This is a genomic window from Mycobacterium neglectum, from assembly GCF_002591975.1.
Taxonomy (GTDB): domain Bacteria; phylum Actinomycetota; class Actinomycetes; order Mycobacteriales; family Mycobacteriaceae; genus Mycobacterium; species Mycobacterium neglectum.
In genome coordinates, this window is record NZ_NVQE01000036.1 from 1 (window position 1) to 16264 (window position 16264).

18 protein-coding genes are annotated in these 16264 nt (G+C 66.4%); 12 read left to right on the top strand and 6 right to left on the bottom strand.

Going from position 1 to position 16264, the window contains the following annotated elements:
• Positions 1-164: 164 nt before the first annotated feature.
• On the bottom strand, positions 165-995 hold the full coding sequence (locus CSQ99_RS23080; RefSeq protein ID WP_099041331.1) for an enoyl-CoA hydratase/isomerase family protein: 831 nt from the start codon (positions 993-995) through the stop codon (positions 165-167).
• Entirely contained in the window at positions 992-1885 is an 894-nt protein-coding gene (locus CSQ99_RS23085) for a ribokinase (RefSeq protein WP_099041332.1), read from the bottom strand. The genes CSQ99_RS23080 and CSQ99_RS23085 overlap by 4 nt, the downstream gene beginning before the upstream one ends.
• 73 nt (positions 1886-1958) lie before the next feature.
• Here CSQ99_RS23085 and CSQ99_RS23090 point away from each other — a divergent pair, with 73 nt between their 5' ends.
• From CSQ99_RS23090 to CSQ99_RS23125, 8 genes are all read left to right on the top strand, one after another.
• Positions 1959-3206 carry a glutamate-5-semialdehyde dehydrogenase gene (locus tag CSQ99_RS23090; RefSeq protein ID WP_099041333.1) on the top strand — a complete coding sequence of 416 codons (1248 nt, stop codon included), beginning with the start codon at positions 1959-1961 and terminating at the stop codon, positions 3204-3206.
• A gap of 22 nt (positions 3207-3228) precedes the next feature.
• Entirely contained in the window at positions 3229-4104 is an 876-nt protein-coding gene (locus tag CSQ99_RS23095) for an AAA family ATPase (RefSeq protein ID WP_099041334.1), read from the top strand.
• A complete protein-coding gene (locus CSQ99_RS23100) occupies positions 4104-5549 on the top strand; it encodes a vWA domain-containing protein (protein ID WP_099041335.1) in 1446 nt (481 codons plus the stop codon). The genes CSQ99_RS23095 and CSQ99_RS23100 overlap by 1 nt, the downstream gene beginning before the upstream one ends.
• Before the next feature lie 108 nt (positions 5550-5657).
• A complete protein-coding gene (nadD, locus tag CSQ99_RS23105; RefSeq protein WP_281258507.1) occupies positions 5658-6281 on the top strand; it encodes a nicotinate-nucleotide adenylyltransferase in 624 nt (207 codons plus the stop codon).
• Positions 6278-6679: a ribosome silencing factor gene (gene rsfS / locus CSQ99_RS23110; RefSeq protein ID WP_099041337.1), complete on the top strand. Its 402-nt coding sequence runs from the start codon at positions 6278-6280 to the stop codon at positions 6677-6679. Before nadD ends, rsfS begins: the two co-directional genes overlap by 4 nt.
• On the top strand, positions 6676-7344 hold the full coding sequence (gene gpgP / locus CSQ99_RS23115; RefSeq protein ID WP_099041338.1) for a glucosyl-3-phosphoglycerate phosphatase: 669 nt from the start codon (positions 6676-6678) through the stop codon (positions 7342-7344). Before rsfS ends, gpgP begins: the two co-directional genes overlap by 4 nt.
• Positions 7334-8062 carry a diglucosylglycerate octanoyltransferase gene (gene octT / locus CSQ99_RS23120; protein WP_099041339.1) on the top strand — a complete coding sequence of 243 codons (729 nt, stop codon included), beginning with the start codon at positions 7334-7336 and terminating at the stop codon, positions 8060-8062. The genes gpgP and octT overlap by 11 nt, the downstream gene beginning before the upstream one ends.
• A complete protein-coding gene (locus CSQ99_RS23125; RefSeq protein ID WP_099041340.1) occupies positions 8053-8892 on the top strand; it encodes a DegV family protein in 840 nt (279 codons plus the stop codon). Before octT ends, CSQ99_RS23125 begins: the two co-directional genes overlap by 10 nt.
• Before the next feature lies 1 nt (position 8893).
• On the opposite strand, the gene CSQ99_RS23130 is transcribed toward CSQ99_RS23125, so the two are convergent.
• From CSQ99_RS23130 to CSQ99_RS23140, 3 genes are read right to left on the bottom strand one after another with little or no spacing between them, the layout of a single operon-like run.
• Positions 8894-9949 carry an NAD(P)H-dependent amine dehydrogenase family protein gene (locus tag CSQ99_RS23130; protein ID WP_099041385.1) on the bottom strand — a complete coding sequence of 352 codons (1056 nt, stop codon included), beginning with the start codon at positions 9947-9949 and terminating at the stop codon, positions 8894-8896.
• Positions 9950-9959: 10 nt separating this feature from the next.
• The gene (locus tag CSQ99_RS23135; RefSeq protein ID WP_099041386.1) at positions 9960-10766 is read right to left on the bottom strand and encodes an SDR family NAD(P)-dependent oxidoreductase; all 807 of its coding nucleotides are present in this window, start codon (positions 10764-10766) and stop codon (positions 9960-9962) included.
• 31 nt (positions 10767-10797) lie between these two features.
• Entirely contained in the window at positions 10798-11382 is a 585-nt protein-coding gene (locus CSQ99_RS23140; protein ID WP_099041341.1) for a PaaI family thioesterase, read from the bottom strand.
• Between the two features lie 120 nt (positions 11383-11502).
• On the opposite strand from CSQ99_RS23140, the gene CSQ99_RS23145 reads away from it, so the two are divergent.
• On the top strand, positions 11503-12174 hold the full coding sequence (locus CSQ99_RS23145; RefSeq protein WP_099041342.1) for a PadR family transcriptional regulator: 672 nt from the start codon (positions 11503-11505) through the stop codon (positions 12172-12174).
• A 21-nt stretch (positions 12175-12195) separates the two neighbouring features.
• Here the strand turns inward: CSQ99_RS23145 and CSQ99_RS23150 are convergent, their stop codons facing one another.
• Entirely contained in the window at positions 12196-13899 is a 1704-nt protein-coding gene (locus tag CSQ99_RS23150; RefSeq protein ID WP_099041343.1) for a 3-ketosteroid-delta-1-dehydrogenase, read from the bottom strand.
• A gap of 100 nt (positions 13900-13999) precedes the next feature.
• Between CSQ99_RS23150 and CSQ99_RS23155 the strand changes: the two genes are divergently transcribed.
• The 3 genes from CSQ99_RS23155 to CSQ99_RS23165 are packed head-to-tail and all read left to right on the top strand — an operon-like array spanning position 14000 to position 16264.
• Positions 14000-15154 (top strand): 3-ketosteroid-9-alpha-monooxygenase, oxygenase component, encoded by a 1155-nt coding sequence (locus tag CSQ99_RS23155; protein WP_099041344.1) that lies wholly within the window; start codon positions 14000-14002, stop codon positions 15152-15154.
• Positions 15154-15444 (top strand): ferredoxin, encoded by a 291-nt coding sequence (locus CSQ99_RS23160; RefSeq protein WP_099041345.1) that lies wholly within the window; start codon positions 15154-15156, stop codon positions 15442-15444. Before CSQ99_RS23155 ends, CSQ99_RS23160 begins: the two co-directional genes overlap by 1 nt.
• 10 nt (positions 15445-15454) lie before the next feature.
• The gene (locus tag CSQ99_RS23165) at positions 15455-16264 is read left to right on the top strand and encodes an SDR family NAD(P)-dependent oxidoreductase (protein WP_099041346.1); all 810 of its coding nucleotides are present in this window, start codon (positions 15455-15457) and stop codon (positions 16262-16264) included.

The following is a 16264-nucleotide window of genomic DNA, read 5'->3' on the forward strand; positions in this document are numbered from 1 at the left end:
CGCCGCAGCCATCCGAATGTCCATCGCCGTCACCTTCTGGGCCATGAACCATCGTGGTCGAGGCCCTACTCAGGTGTCAGCGATGTCCCGAGACATACCGGCGTCAGCGATGTCCCCGAACAGAACAGACCGCTCAGCGACTGTGTGCGCACCGAAATCGCGACTCAGAGGCGGCCCTCGGTGCGCAGGTCGGGGTGCACCCAGTCCGGTGACCGTCGCTCCTTGAATGAGCGGAAGCCCTCCAGCGCCTCCGGTGAGGAGTAGCTGGCCTGCATGCCGATGCGGTCGAAAAGGCCCAGGTAGTTGTCCAGGCTGGACTTCACGACGCTCCTGGCGGCGGGCGCGGTCCGGCAGCACTGACCCAGCACCTCGCGCGCCGCATCGAGCAACTCCTCGTGCGGGACGACGCGCGCGACCATGCCCCAGTCGTGGGCCTCCTGCGCGGTCAACGTGCGACCGGTGAACATCAGATCGCGGGTGCGGACGGGGCCGATCAGACGCGCCAGCATCTGGCTGTAGTAGGTGTCGGCAATCCCTCGCAGCAGCTCAGGCACGCGGAACGTCGCCCGGTCGCTGACCACCGCCATGTCACTGCACAGCGCAATCTGCAAGCCGCCGCCCTGGCATAACCCATTCACCGCCGCGACCACCGGCTTCACGGACTGGCGCAGCGTCTCGAACGGCGTGACGTCCATACCAAGCGCCGAACCGAACGTCAGCCAGTTGTCGCTGCCGTCGCCCCCGCCCATGTCGCCACCGGGCGCGAACACGTCACCTGCGCCGGTGATCAGCAGACCCGCCAGATCGGGGTCGGCGTCGACGTGCCGGACCGCGTACCGGATGCCGAAGTACATGGCGGGTGTCATCGCGTTGCGCGCCTCGGGCCGGTCCAACGTGCAGACGCCGAACGCTCCGTCCCGGGTGAAGCGCAGGTACTGGGTGCCCAGCCAGTCACCCTCGGGTGGACGCGGTGTATTCGCTGTCTCGGTCGTCATAGATGTCCCTCGCTCGCTCTCCGGTTGGACACAGCATCGTCGATGGCCTCGGCATACGGCGCGCAGTCGCCCGCGCCGGACACCAGTGTCGCCAGGGCGCCTGCCGCACACGCGCGGCGCAGCGCGACTTCATGGCCGCCTCGCCATCCGGCGGCCAGCACGCCGGCAAAGACGTCGCCCGCACCTGTGGTGTCGACCGGCGTGACCCGTGGCGCAGGCACGTCGAAGCGCTCGTCCGCACCGAGGTAACTGGCGCCGCGCCCGCCCCGGGTGATCACGAGATGGGGCACGGGCCAGTGCCATTCACGCGCCTCGGCCTCGTTGACGACGACGACGTCAGCCAGTTCGGACAGCGCGAGCAGGTCGTGCGGTCGCGCGCCTGCGGGGGAGGCGTTGACGATGACGGTCGTGCCCGCGGCCCGGGCGACACGTGCCGCCGCGAGCGCGGTGGCGATCGGGATCTCCAGTTGCAGTAGTACGACGTCGCTGCCGGCGATGACGGCGTGGATATCGGAGGAGTCGACGGTCAACTGCGCGTTAGCGCCCGGCGCGACCACGATGTTGTTCTCCGCGGCTGCGTCCACGACGATGACCGCCGTGCCGCTTGGCCCCGGCAGCGTCACCACCGCGTCCAGCCCGACGTCGTTGTCGTGTAGATGCGCACGCAACTGATCGGCCCCGGAGTCGCTGCCCAGCGCCGCGACCAGCTGCACGGATGCCCCTGCGCGGGCGGCGGCCACCGCCTGATTGCCGCCCTTCCCGCCGGGTGATGACAGCATGGAGGACGCCAGAACGGTTTGGCCGGGCCGGGGTAAAGCGTTCACGGTGAACGTGAGATCGGCGTTGACACTGCCCACTACACATACCCGGCTGCAGACCCGCGCGGTCATAACTGCCAAGCTAGTCCAGCCCTGCTACCTGACACGTGTCGAACGTCGCAGACAGGTTCGATACGCTGGCTCAATGAGTGTGCCGGCCCCAGTGCTACCCGACTTGCGCTCACAGGTCCACGACGCCGCCAAGCGGGCCCGCGTCGCGGCACGCACACTGGCCACGCTGCCCACCGAAACCAAGAACCGCGCGCTGCATGCCGCCGCCGACACCGTGCTTGCGCAGGTGCACCAGATACTGGCCGCCAACGAACGAGATCTCGACGCTGCCAGGGCTTCGGGCACGCCTGATGCCATGCTCGACCGGCTGGCGCTGAATACCCAGCGCGTTGACGGCATCGCCGCCGGGCTGCGTCAAGTCGCCGGCCTGCCCGACCCCATCGGCGAGGTGCTGCGCGGTCGCACGCTGACCAACGGCCTTCGACTCCGTCAGCAGCGCGTTCCACTCGGTGTCGTCGGCATCGTCTACGAGGGCAGGCCCAACGTCACGGTCGATGCATTCGGGTTGACGCTGAAGTCCGGTAACTCGGTGCTGCTGCGTGGAAGCTCGTCGGCGGCCCACTCCAACGACGCGCTCGTCACTGCACTGCGCGCGGCAATGGCGGGTGAGGGACTCGAATCCGACGTCGTGCAATTGCTTCCCAGTGCGGACCGCGCCAGCGTCACGCACCTGATTCAGGCCCGCGGCCTCGTCGACGTCGTGATCCCGCGCGGCGGTGCAGGTCTGATCGACGCGGTGGTGCGCGACGCGATGGTCCCCACCATCGAGACCGGTGTCGGCAATTGTCATGTGTACGTGCATGAAGAGGCCGATCTCGATGTCGCCGAGCGCATTCTGCTCAACGCCAAGACGCGTCGGCCCAGTGTGTGCAACGCCGCGGAGTCGTTGTTGATCGACGCGGCGATCGCCGACACCGCCCTCCCCCGGCTGACCAAGGCGCTGCAGAACGCGGGCGTGACGCTGCACGAGAAGCCCTCGGAGGAGGAACTGCGCGCAGAGTTCCTGTCAATGGATATCGCTATTGCGGTGGTCGACGGTCTCGACGCGGCGATCGACCACGTCAACGAATACGGCACCGGACACACCGAGGCCATCGTGACGACGAATCTTGCTGCTGCACAGCGCTTCACCGAGCGGGTGGACGCCGCGGCGGTGATGGTGAACGCATCAACGGCGTTCACCGACGGCGAGCAATTCGGATTCGGCGCCGAAATCGGTATCTCGACCCAGAAGCTGCACGCCAGGGGCCCGATGGGCCTGCCCGAACTGACATCGACCAAGTGGATTGTGTGGGGCGACGGCCAGACCCGCCCCGCATGACCATGAACCGAGGAGAAGCGCAGTGAGCGTCCCCGCACGCCCAGCACCGTTGTTCGCCGACATCGACGATGTCGGCAAGCGACTTGCCGAGACCGGCTACCTTCCCGACACCGCCACCGCCACAGCGGTATTCCTTGCCGATCGGCTGGGCAAACCGCTGTTGGTCGAAGGTCCCGCGGGCGTGGGCAAGACCGAACTGGCCCGCGCGGTTGCGCAGGCGACCGGCTCGGGGCTGGTGCGGCTGCAATGCTACGAGGGCGTCGACGAAGCCCGCGCCCTCTACGAGTGGAACCACGCCAAGCAGATCCTGCGCATCCAGGCCGGCTCCGGCGACTGGGACCAGACGAAAACCGATGTGTTCAGCGAAGAGTTCCTGCTGACGCGGCCGCTGCTGACCGCGATCCGCCGCACCGAGCCGACGGTCCTCCTGATCGACGAGACGGACAAGGCGGACATCGAGATCGAAGGTCTGCTGCTGGAGGTGCTCAGCGACTTCGCGGTGACGGTGCCGGAACTGGGCACCATCACCGCCGAGCGCAAGCCGTTCGTCGTGCTGACCTCCAATGCGACTCGCGAATTGTCCGAGGCGCTCAAGCGCCGGTGTCTGTTCCTGCACATCGACTTTCCCGATGCCGAACTGGAGCGGCGCATCCTGTTGTCGCGCGTGCCGGAACTACCCGAGCACCTCGCCGAGGAACTCGTTCGCATCATCGGTGTGCTGCGCGGGATGCAGCTCAAGAAGCTGCCGTCGGTGGCGGAGACCATCGACTGGGCGCGCACGCTGCTGGCGCTGGGGCTGGACACGATCAGCGATGCCACCATCGCGGCGACCCTAGGCGTGGTGCTCAAACACCAGTCCGATCAGATCAAGGCCTCCGGAGAGTTAAGGCTGAACTGATGGCATTCCGCCGAACCCGCCCGCCGCAGCCGTTGGCTCCACACGGCATTCCCGGCCACCTGGTCGAGTTCGTCGAAGCGCTGCGCGGGCAAGGGATTTCGGTCGGGCCGTCGGAAACCGTCGACGCAGGCCGGGTGATGTCGGTGCTGGGCCTCTTGAACCGGGAACAGTTGCGCGAGGGCATCGCGTGCGCGGTGCTACGCCGTCCCGACCACCGCGAAACCTACGACGCGATGTTCGATCTGTGGTTCCCCGCGGCGCTCGGCGCAAAGACGGTCCTCGATGACGACGAGGATGCCGAAGATTCGCCCGAGGGTTTGCCGCCAGAGGACGTCGACGCCATGCGTCAGGCCCTGCTGGACCTGTTGGAAAACAACGAGGATCTGGCCAATCTGGACGAACGACTCCAGCGGATGATCGCCCAGATCGTCGAGGCGCACGGGCGGTACAACTCCAGTCGCGGCCCGTCGTATTCGTCCTATCAGGCGCTCAAGGCGATGAATCTCGACGACCTCGAGGGCAGGCTGCTGGCAGGCCTGCTCGCCCCGTACGGCGACGAACCGACGCCGACGCAGGAACAGATCGCGAAAGCGATGGCAGCCCAACGCATCAACCAACTGCGTCGCATGGTGGAGGCGGAGACCAAGCGCCGCACCGCCGAACAGCTGGGCCGCGACCATGTGCAGATGTACGGAGTGCCGCAGCTCGCCGAGAACGTCGAGTTCCTGCGTGCCTCCGGTGAACAGCTGCGCCAGATGCAACGGGTGGTGAAGCCGCTGGCGCGCACGTTGGCGACCCGGCTGGCCGCGCGGCGGCGACGCTCACGGCGAGGCGAGATCGATATGCGCAAGACGCTCCGCAAATCGATGTCCACCGGTGGCGTGCCGATCGACGTGGTGCTCAAGAAGCCGCACCCGGCCCGGCCCGAGCTGGTGGTGTTGTGCGACGTGTCCGGCTCGGTGGCCGGTTTCAGCCACTTCACGTTGATGCTCGTGCACGCACTGCGCCAGCAGTTCTCCCGGGTTCGCGTCTTCGCGTTCATCGACACCACCGACGAAGTCACCGAGTTGTTCGGGCCAGACGCCGACCTCGCGGTCGCCGTGCAAAGGATCACCCGTGAGGCGGGCGTGTACACCCGCGATGGCCATTCCGACTACGGGCACGCGTTCTCCTCGTTCATGAACACCTGGCCGAATGTGCTGTCGCCGCGCAGCTCGCTGCTGGTGCTCGGAGACGGGCGCAACAACTACCGCAATCCCGAGCTGGAGCTGCTGGCCCACATGGTCAATTCCAGCAGGCACGCACACTGGCTCAATCCCGAGCCCAGGCACCTGTGGGGCAGCGGCGATTCGGCGGTGCCGCGTTATCAGGACGTCATCACGATGCACGAATGTCGGTCCGCTAAACAGCTGGCCTCGGTCATCGATGCGCTGCTGCCGGTCTAGGAACGGCGCGAACGTGGGTTACCCGCACACTTCGGCGGTCGAAACCGTGGTGCAAGCCCACGCTCGGCGCGGGAAGTAAGCTGGCAAATCGTGGTTTCTCGACGCAGAGTGGGCGTAATGGGTGGGACGTTCGATCCCATCCACAACGGTCACCTGGTCGCGGCCAGCGAGGTGGCCGACCTGTTCGAACTCGACGAGGTGGTCTTCGTCCCCACCGGCCAGCCGTGGCAGAAGCGCCAGCGCCCCGTCACCGCCGCCGAGGACCGCTACCTGATGACCGTGATCGCCACCGCGTCCAACCCGAGGTTCTCGGTCAGCCGTGTCGACATCGATCGCGGCGGCCCGACCTACACCAAGGACACGTTGCGAGATCTGCGTGCGCTCAATCAGGACGCCGATCTGTACTTCATCACCGGAGCCGACGCGCTGGCGTCGATCCTGTCCTGGCAGAACTGGGAGGAGATGTTCTCCATCGCCAAATTCGTCGGAGTCAGCCGACCCGGCTACGAACTCGACGGCCAGCACATCAAAGCGGCCATGGCCGAGTTGCCTCCCGAGGCACTGAGCCTCGTGGAGGTGCCCGCGCTGGCGATCTCGTCGACCGACTGCCGTAAGCGCGCCGAAAAGGGCAGGCCCATCTGGTATCTGGTGCCCGACGGTGTGGTCCAGTACGTGACCAAACGCAGGCTGTACGAATCCAAATCGGTCGCGCACGAAGGGATCACACGATGAGCGCATCCGAAGAGGCGATCGGCATGGCCACCGTGGCAGCGCGGGCGGCGGTGGACAAGCTGGCCGAGGACGTCGTCGTGATCGATGTGTCGGGACAGCTGGTCATCACCGACTGCTTCGTCATCGCGTCGGCGTCCAACGAGCGGCAGGTCAACGCGATCGTCGACGAGGTCGAGGAGAAAATGCGGCTCGCGGGGCACAAGCCCGCCCGCCGCGAGGGTGCGCGCGAGGGGCGGTGGACGCTGCTGGACTTCGTCGACATCGTCGTGCACATCCAGCATCAGGACGAGCGGGACTTCTATGCGCTGGATCGGCTGTGGCGTGATTGCCCCGTTATCGCGGTGGACCTGGATGGCGATGAGCCGCTTGCGCGAAGAGCAGAGGACCCCGAGTCGTGAGGGTTCGTCACCTGGTCATGCTCCGCCACGGGCAGACCGAGTACAACGCGGGCAGCCGTATGCAAGGCCAACTGGACACCGACCTGTCCGACCTTGGCCGCGATCAGGCTGTCGCCGCGGCCGAGGTGCTGGCCAAGCGTCAGCCGTTGCTCATCGTGTCCTCTGACCTGCGGCGGGCGCTCGACACCGCGGTCTGCCTCGGCGAGCGCGCAGGAACACCGGTGCAGGTGGACACCCGTCTGCGGGAGACACATCTGGGCGACTGGCAGGGGATGACGCATCTCGAGGTCGACGCCCAAGCGCCGGGCGCCCGGCTCGCGTGGCGCGACAACGCCCGCTGGGCACCGCACGGGGGAGAAAGCCGAGTCGACGTCGCCGAGCGCAGCCTGCCGCTGGTCGATGAAATTCTCGCCGGGCAGACGGACTGGGGTGTCGACGAACCGGACCGGCCTGCGGTGCTGGTCGCACATGGCGGGCTGATCGCCGCGCTGACCGCAGCGTTGCTCAGACTCCCCGTCGACAACTGGCCGATCCTCGGCGGAATGGGCAACTGCAGTTGGGTGCAATTGTCCGCGCACAGCGAGATCGACGCGGCCCCAGCGGACATCCGCTGGCGCCTTGATGTCTGGAACGCCTCGGCACAGGTTGCCAACGATGTCCTCTGATTCGGCCCGCCGGACCCTGTTGCTGTTCTGCGACTCCCTGTCGTACTACGGCCCAACGGGCGGGCTGCCATCGGACGATCCGCGTATCTGGCCCAATATCGTTGCTGCCCAACTTGGTTGGGATGTCGAAGTCATCGGGCGGATCGGCTGGACGTGCCGCGACGTCTGGTGGGCGGCGACCCAGGACCCGCGGGCGTGGGCGGCGCTGCCGCGAGCGGGTGCGGTGGTGTTCGCGACAGGCGGGATGGATTCGCTGCCGTCGCCGTTACCAACGGCGTTGCGCGAGTTGATTCGCTATGTCCGTCCGGCCTGGCTTAGGCGCTGGGCGCGCGACGGATACGGTTGGCTACAGCCGCGGCTCTCACCGGTGTCGCGCGCGGCGCTGCCACCCCACGTGTCGGTGGAATACCTCGAGATGACCCGTGGTGCCATCGATTTCAACCGACCTGGCATCCCGGTAGTGGCGTCGTTGCCGTCGGTGCACATCGCGGAAACCTACGGTAAGGCGCACCGCGGGCGCGAGGGCACGGTGAAGGCGATCACGGCGTGGGCGGCCGAGCACGACATCCCGCTGGTCGACCTGAAGGCCGCCGTCGGCGAAGAGGTCATGAGCGGCCGCGGCAATCCGGACGGAATCCACTGGAACTTCGAAGCCCACCAGGCCGTGGCGGACCTGATGCTCAAGGCGCTCGCCGAGGCCGGCGTGACATGTCCGTAGTTGTCGTCACGGATTCGTCGTCCCGCCTGAATTCAGATGAGCTGAAACGGTGGAACATCCGCCAGGTCCCGCTGCACGTCCTCGTCGACGGCGCCGATTTGCGCGACGGAATCGACGAGGTGCCCTTTGACATTCACGACCGTCCGCGCGCGACGACATCGGGAGCGGCGCCGGCCGCGTTGATCGAGACCTATCGGCAGGCACTGGCCGACAGTGCGGGCGACGGTGTCGTCGCGGTCCATATCTCGGCCGCGTTGTCGAGCACGTTCAGTTCCGCAGTGCAGGTCGCCAGGGAGTTCGGATCCGCGGTCCGCGTCGTCAATTCGCGATCGGCCGCGATGGGGGTCGGGTTCGTCGCGTGCGCAGCCGCCGAGGCGGCATCGACGGGAGCGGATCTGGAAACCGTTGAGAATGCGGCCCGTTCGGCGGTGCCGCGTACCCACGCGTTCATCGTCGTCCACCGCTTGGACAACCTGCGGCGCAGCGGTCGTATCGGCACGGCCGCCTCGTGGCTGGGCACGGCACTGTCGCTCAAGCCGCTGCTGTGTCTGGACGAAGACGGCCGACTGGTGCTCGATCAGCGGGTCCGCACGCTCACCAAGGCGCACGCCGCGATGGTCGACCGGGTCGCCGAGGTGGTCGGGGAGCGCGGTGCGCGCATCGCCGTACACCACGTCGACAACCATGACGGCGCCGACGAAATGGGTGCTGCGCTGACCACTCGCCTGCCGCAGATCGAATCGCTCACCGTGGCCGACATGGGTCCGGTGCTGTCGATCCACCTGGGCGCAGGCGCGATCGGCGTCGTCGTCCAGACCGCGCCGGACTAGGTCAGTTCCGCGCCACGCGACCGGTGACCGGCGGCAGATCCGCCAGCGTGACGATGCCCGGCGCGGCCGCGACGACGGCGGGCACGGCGTTGGTCACCGGCATGGCGGTGTAGATCATGCCGAGACCCATGAACCCGGGTTCGGTCCAGTCCCTCGGCGGCAGACAGTGCAGCACCGTGCGCATGTTGGGCAGGCCGAACACCTGGATGACGTGACCGTGTTCCAGCGGCTTGGGCGGAGTGACATGGCTTCCCATGATCCAGTTGAATCCGACGCTCACGACGTTCTTCTCGCCCACCCAGCCGCGGTGATAGCCCATGACGCCGGCGACCGTCCCCTCCGGGATCTGCATGAAGCCCAGGTCGCTGTCGCCGGTGGCGGCCGTGAAGGTCACGTCGAACGTCAACTTGTCGAGTTTGGCGCCGATGGCGTCGGCCATCATCGCGGCGGACTCGGCGAACACCTCGCTTTCGCGGCGCACGTTCTCGGCCAGACCGGGAGTGTCGGGGTCCTGCGAGAACCCCATCGCCGTCTGCGTTCCCGCCGATTCGTAGGTCGAGCAGTCCACCGATTCGGTGATGCGGATCTCGTCGACCCGCTCGCAGGAGCCGGACAGCACCATTCCCACCATGTTCGTCATGCCAGGGTGAGCGCCGTTGCCGAAGATGGTGGAATTGCCCTTCTCGCAGGCCTTCCGAATGCGTGCCTGATCCTCGGGTGACTGCTTTCCCCCGGTGATCCAGGCGGCGCTCGAGCACACGTTCACGCCGGCTTCGAGCAGCTGGACCAACTCATCGATGCTGGGCCACAACGGGTTGTAGCAACACGCGTCGGGCTTCAACGCGATGAGCGCGTCGATGTCGTTGGTGGCCTTCACGCCAGTGGGTTCGGGCCAGCCCGAGAGCTCCGCGGCGTCGACTCCCACCTTGTCCTCGCCGTGGGCGTACACGCCGACCAGCTCCATGTCGTCGCGGCCGATGATTGCGTGCAGCGATCGTCGGCCGATGTTGCCGGTGGTCCACTGGATGACGCGGATTGGCCGCTCAAGGGTCGTCATGCGAAGCACGTTACATGTGCGTTCCGCCGTCGACGCGCACCTCTGTCCCGGTGATGAAATAAGCATCCGAGGAGGCCAGCATCGCGACCACCGCGGCGACGGCGTCCGGCCCGGCGAACATCCCGCCACCGTCGACGGGCAGGGTCGGCATGATCTTGCCGAACAGCGAGAAGTCGGCATCGGCGGGCAGTCCGGGTCCGATGCTCTGCTTGGATTCGCCGGTGCCATCGGTCATCCCAGAGGAGATGGAGCCGGGCTGAACCGCGTTGAACCGGATCCGTTCCTTGGCGAACTCCAACGCCAGCGTATGGGTCATTGCCTGGACTCCGCCCTTGGACGCCGCATAGGCGGACATGTAGGGGTGGGCGAAGGCAGCGGACGTGGAGCTGAAGTTGACCACGGCGGGGTCGGTGCCGTTGCGCAAGGCGGGGATGGCCTCCCGCGTCATCAGGAAGGTGCCGACGAGATTGATCCGCAGCACCTGCTCGAAGTCGGCAAGTGTGGTGTCCAGGAAGTGCACCGATCGCAAGATCCCCGCGGCGTTGACGAGGGCATCGAGGCCGCCAAGAGCCTCGACGGCACCGGCCACGCCCTGCTTGACGGACTCCTCACTGGCGATGTCGATCACCAGCGTCGTGAGCCGGTCACGGTGCGGTTCGGCTTTGGCAACGGTGTCCTTCAATCCGGACTCACTGATGTCCACCGCGGCCACCCGACCGCCTTCGTCGAGGATCCGCAGGACGGTTGCTTGCCCGATGCCGGAGCCGCCGCCGGTGACCAGGACCCGACGGTCGGCGTATCGCTGTAAAGGTGCCATAGGCAGATACTGCTGGTCCGGACGCGAGTTGTCAGCCATCTCGCTGACCTCCTTTCGGATGAATGAAGACACCTTCAGCTTCGACGGTGACGCCATCGGACCCGGTGATGTGGCCGACGGCGAACGTCTTGGCCCCCTCGATCCGCTCGACGTGCGCCGACGCGCGCAGCGACTGTCCGAGGGGTGTGCCGCGGAGGTAGCGCAGCGTCAGAGTGCCGGTATAGGCGGGCTTGCCGGGCTGGTGCGCGGTGGCGCCGAGGACATGGTCGAGGATCAACGCGCACACGCCACCGTGGACATGGCCTGGCGGTCCCTCGTATGCGGCGCCCAGAACGAAGTCCGTGTGCACCGCGCCGTCCGCGCCGTGGTGAATGGTCAGCGGCGGTGCGACTGGATTGCGAAGCCCGATGACGACGTTGCCCCACGCGGTAGGTCGTCCGTCCGGGCCGGTCTGCACACCGAATGAGCCCGGCAACAACGAATCGCTCAATTGCGCTGTCGCCGAATCGATCTTCTCGGTTGCCGCGGCAATCGCCTCAGCATCCACCTCGGTCCTGATGGTGGCGTCGATCAAACGGCGCACAGAGCCGGTCAGCCATTCGTGAGCGCTGGTCATCGCCTGCCTTCAGTCGCGGTGGACGTAACTCTCGCCGCTGCCGCCGGTGCGCCGCAACACGGTCTCCCGCTCAGTGGTGAGCGAGCCCACCGCTGTGACCTGTGTTGTTAGTCTGAAACGGTGAAAGGCAGCGACCAGCAGGGCAAGCCGAATCTTGCGGCTACCAGCTGGGCGCTGCTGGGCATGCTGTCTTACGAGTACGAGCTATCGGGGTACGACATCCGAAAGTGGATCGACTGGAGTATGCGCTTCTTCTACGGAAGCCCGGCATACAGCCAGATCTACTCAGAACTCAAAAAGCTCGAGCAACTCGGCTTTGTGACATCGCGTGTCGACAACAGTGGCGGCGCTCGCAGCCGCAGGCTGTACAAGATCACCGAGTCCGGTCTGGATGCCGTCACGCGGTGGGCGAACGAGGCGCCGCTCGACCCTCCTGTTCTCAAGCACAGTCCGCTGCTGCGAGTCACATTGGGGCATCTGACCAGTCCGGCCAGGCTCAGGGAGATCCTGCAAGAGCACCTGGCCTACGCCGACGAGATGCACCGCAGCGCGGCCAAGGACGCGAAGTGGGCCAAGGCCGACGCGTCATGGGCGTATGCACGCGTCGCGCTGAACTGGGCCGAGCGGTACTACGCCAATGAGCGCGAGCTGACCCTGAAGATGATCAAGGAACTCGATGAGGCGGAAGCCGAGTTCCCGCGCGTCGGTGATGGCGAGCGGACGAAAGTTCCTTTCCCGGCGCCGGAGTACTGGTACGAGATCGAGAAGAAGGCCGCTGCCGACGACGCGTGACTACATCGTTGGGGCGTCTGCCTAGGACACAGCCGCGTCGTTGGCGGCAATGTAGCCGTACACCAAACCCTGCGCGATTGTCGCGCCCGCACCGGGGTAGGTGGCTCCGAACGCGTTCGCGGCCGAGTTGCCGATCGCATACAGCCCCGCGATGGGAGTGCCGTCTTCGCGCAGCACCCGGGCGCGTTCGTCGGCACGCAGACCGCCGCACGTGCCGAGGTCACTGAGCGTCATCCGCACGGCGTAAAAGGGACCCCTGTCGAGTGGACGCAGATTCGGGTTGGGCGTGATGGTGGGATCGCCGTAGTAGCGGTCGTACGCGCTTTTTCCGCGATCGAAGTCGGAATCGTTTCCGGCACGGGCCATGTCGTTGAATCGTGACACCGTGGCCACGAACTGCTCGTCGGGCACCTCCATCATTTCGGCGAGTTCGGCCAGATCCTCCGAGCGGTGGGCGATACCCGCGTCGTACCACGCCTGCGGCAGTTTCATGCGCGGAAAGCGATCGGCGGCAAAGACATAACCGTTGCGGTACTGCTGGTCGAACACGATCCACATGGATTCGATCGGGTTCCCGTTGCGTTCCCGCGCGAGCACACACTGGCCAAATGACATGTAGTCGCTGGCCTCGTTGGTGAACCGCTGACCCGTCTGGTCGACGATCAGAGAGCCCGGCAGCGATCGCTCGGCGAGCATGACCAGCGGATCAGCCCCCGGCAGCGGTGCCACCGCCGGGAACCACCACGCCTGGTCCATGAGGTCGATTCCGGCGCCGACATCTTGGGCGATCCGGATCGCGTCGCCGGTGTTGGTCTCGGCGCCAAGGCTTTCGTTCCCGCCGAGCGACTCGGATTGGAACTTCCACCGCATGTCCATGTTGTGGTCGAAGCCGCCCGCCGCCAACACAACTCCGCGTCGCGTCCCGATCGTCACCTCACGTCCGTCGTGGGCGACGACGGCCCCGGTGACCCTGCCCCCTTCGGTGATCAACCGCACCAGAGCGGTCTGCGTCCATACGCCGATGCCGGCACGCAGCACACCGGCGAACAGGCCGGCGGCCAGAGCCTGCCCGCCCGCGTTGTACCGCCGGCCGAGCATCAGACCGCCGACGCCCTGGGCGAGTCGTTTGACGATGAGCGGCAGCCCTTTTCGCGGTATCCGCGCCATCAGGTTCATCCAGCGATAGTCCGCACTGGTGGTCGGCATCGGGATCTTCGGTTCCATCAACCCTGGACGCAGCCGTGATCGGTACGGGCCGAGCACCGACGCGTTGAACGGCTTGCACTCGCACGTCCGCCCGTCGGCGCTTCCTCCCGGATGCTCCGGGTGGTAATCGGAGTAGTCCCGTGCCCACGAGAACCGCATCGGTGTGGTGCGTCGCAGCATCGCGACCGTCTCTGACAGGTGGTCGATGAATTCGGCCGACCGCTGTGGGGCCGCGGTGCCATCGACCACCGAGTTCAGGTAGTCGCGCGCCTTCGTCGCGGTGTCCCCGGCGCCGTTCTCCGCGAGCACAGGGCTCGCAGGGAACCACAGCGCGCCGCCGGACCTCGCGGTCGAGCCGCCAACGTACTCCGATTTCTCGACGATCAGCACGGTCAATCCGCGCTCGGCGGCCGCCAGCGCAGCGGCCATACCCGTGCCCGAACCCACGACGAGCAGATCAACGGTCGTATCGGCCACGGGCAGGCCTGCGGGGATGGTGGCCTGTTGGGCAGTCGTCACGGCTTCGACAGTAAGTGGGGCGCCCCGCGGTTGCGGCGAGTTCTCCCTCCCAGCGGGACGATCGGCTCCGAAAGCTGTGTCGCGGGAGTAAAACGAGGTCATGACGTTGCAGTCAGAGACCTCAGAGACCGACGAGATTCGGCAGATCGAAGCCGCGGCAGCGCCGACCAGATTCGCCCGCGGCTGGCACTGCCTTGGGCTGACCAGGGACTTCGGCGACGGTGAACCGCACGCGGTGCATGCCTTCGGCGAGAAGCTTGTGGTGTTCCGCAGCGGCGACGGCAAGATCAACGTGCTCGACGGCTATTGCCGCCACATGGGCGGAGATCTCAGCCAGGGGCAGGTGAAGGGCGACGAGATCGCCTGTCCGTTCCATGACTGGCGGTGGGGCGGCGACGGCCGATGCAAGAAGGTGCCCTACAGCAAGCGGACACCCCGGCTGGCCCGCACTGCGACGTGGACCACCTTGGAACAGGACGGGATGCTGTTCGTGTGGAACGACCCCGAGCGCAAGCCCCCGCCGCCGGAGGTCGCCATCCCGCGTATCGAGGGCGCGACGAGTGCCGACTGGACCGACTGGCATTGGTACACCACCGTCGTCAACACCAACTGTCGCGAGATCATCGACAACGTCGTCGACATGGCGCACTTCTTCTACATCCACGGGTCGCTGCCGACGCACTTCAAGAACATCTTCGAGGGCCATGTCGCCACGCAGTACATGAACGGCGGCTCGCGCGGCGACATCCCGAATCCCGAGGGGCAGCCCCGGCTGCTCGGTACCACCTCGGTGGCGTCGTACTTTGGCCCGTCGTTCATGATCGACGACCTGACCTACCACTTCGAGAACGACGATCAGAACACGATTCTGATCAACTGCCACTATCCGATCGATGCGACTTCCTTTGTGCTGCAGTACGGCATCATCGTCAAGAAGTCGCAGACGCTGCCCGGTGATGCGGCGATGCAGTCGGCGATCGCGCTCGGCGACTGGGTCAAGGTGGGCTTCGAGCAGGATGTCGAGATCTGGAAGAACAAGGCACGCATCGACAATCCGCTGCTGTGCGAGGAAGACGGACCGGTCTACCAGCTGCGCCGGTGGTATGAGCAGTTCTACGTTGATGCCGCTGATGTGGAGCCCGACATGGTGGACCGCTTCGAATACGAACTCGACACCACCAGCCCGCACGAGGAGTGGATGAAGGTCGTCGAAGAGAACATCAGCGCGCAAGCGGCGAGGTCCGGAACCGCCTGATGGGCGTCCGGCCCGACAACCGCCTTGCCGACTCCCCGATGGTGCCGGTTGCCTGTCGCCGCTGCGGAGCCTGCGTATCGGCGCGAAAGAGCAGTTGGAATCAGACCAGCGTGCAGTGGACCGCCGAGGCGCAGGCATCCTGCCTGGAGCGACGCGACGCGCAGCACCTGGCCGCGCACTCGGAGCGCGGCTTGTTCCTTGGCTGCTCAGCGTTGACCGACTCGATCGTCGACGCGGTGCGCACCGGCGATCTGCCGGTGGTCGATGAATCAGCGCGGGTGAGCACGTAACTTCAATCCTGTGACAGACACTGAACCGCCGGTGGCGGTCGTGACAGGGGCCAGTCGCGGCGCGGGGCGCGGCATCGCCGCTGCACTTGTTGCCGACGGGTGGCGCGTGTACCTGACCGGCAGAACCGTTAGCGACCCCGGTGATGGTGGTATCGCTGTCCCCGTCGACCACCGTGACGACCTCGCAGTCGCCGCGTTGTTCGAGCGGGTCGAGGATGAACAGGGTGGGTTGGACCTGTTGGTGAACAACGCCGCCGCTATTCACGACGACCTGGTCAGTCCGAAGCCGTTCTGGGAGAAGCCACTCGAGCTGGGCGACGTGCTCGACGTCGGACTGCGGTCGGCGTATGTCGCGTCGTTTTACGCTGCGCCGTTGTTGGTGCGCCGCCGCCGCGGACTGATCGCGTTCACGTCGTCACCGGGATCGGTCTGCTACATGCACGGCCCGGCCTACGGTGCCCAGAAGGCGGGTGTGGACAAAATGGCGGCCGATATGGCCGTCGACTTTCGCGGTACCGGGGTGTCCACGGTATCGATTTGGATGGGGATCCTGCTCACCGACCGCTTCCGCGCCGCGTTTGCCGGCCATCCTGACGCGCTGGCCAAGACGGCTGAGCACGCCGAAACCCCTGGATTCACCGGACATTTGATCAATGCGTTGTATCACGACCCGGGCCTCGCCGAGCTGTCCGGCCACACGGTGATCGGCGCGGAGATCGCCCAGCGCTACGGCATCACGGACGAGGACGGTCGGCAGCCGCCGTCGCACCGCGAGATGATGGGCGCGCCGCGCGAGCCCAGTTCAGTGGTGGTGCGCTGA

Excerpts from the sequence above, each read along its gene's own strand:
- CSQ99_RS23080 (WP_099041331.1), bottom strand. The coding sequence starts at position 995 with ATGACGACCGAGACAGCGAATACACCGCGTCCACCCGAGGGTGACTGG.
- CSQ99_RS23085 (WP_099041332.1), bottom strand. The coding sequence starts at position 1,885 with ATGACCGCGCGGGTCTGCAGCCGGGTATGTGTAGTGGGCAGTGTCAAC.
- CSQ99_RS23090 (WP_099041333.1), top strand. The coding sequence starts at position 1,959 with ATGAGTGTGCCGGCCCCAGTGCTACCCGACTTGCGCTCACAGGTCCAC.
- CSQ99_RS23100 (WP_099041335.1), top strand. The coding sequence starts at position 4,104 with ATGGCATTCCGCCGAACCCGCCCGCCGCAGCCGTTGGCTCCACACGGC.
- rsfS (WP_099041337.1), top strand. The coding sequence starts at position 6,278 with ATGAGCGCATCCGAAGAGGCGATCGGCATGGCCACCGTGGCAGCGCGG.
- octT (WP_099041339.1), top strand. The coding sequence starts at position 7,334 with ATGTCCTCTGATTCGGCCCGCCGGACCCTGTTGCTGTTCTGCGACTCC.
- CSQ99_RS23125 (WP_099041340.1), top strand. The coding sequence starts at position 8,053 with ATGTCCGTAGTTGTCGTCACGGATTCGTCGTCCCGCCTGAATTCAGAT.
- CSQ99_RS23130 (WP_099041385.1), bottom strand. The coding sequence starts at position 9,949 with ATGACGACCCTTGAGCGGCCAATCCGCGTCATCCAGTGGACCACCGGC.
- CSQ99_RS23135 (WP_099041386.1), bottom strand. The coding sequence starts at position 10,766 with ATGGCACCTTTACAGCGATACGCCGACCGTCGGGTCCTGGTCACCGGC.
- CSQ99_RS23140 (WP_099041341.1), bottom strand. The coding sequence starts at position 11,382 with ATGACCAGCGCTCACGAATGGCTGACCGGCTCTGTGCGCCGTTTGATC.
- CSQ99_RS23155 (WP_099041344.1), top strand. The coding sequence starts at position 14,000 with ATGACGTTGCAGTCAGAGACCTCAGAGACCGACGAGATTCGGCAGATC.
- CSQ99_RS23160 (WP_099041345.1), top strand. The coding sequence starts at position 15,154 with ATGGGCGTCCGGCCCGACAACCGCCTTGCCGACTCCCCGATGGTGCCG.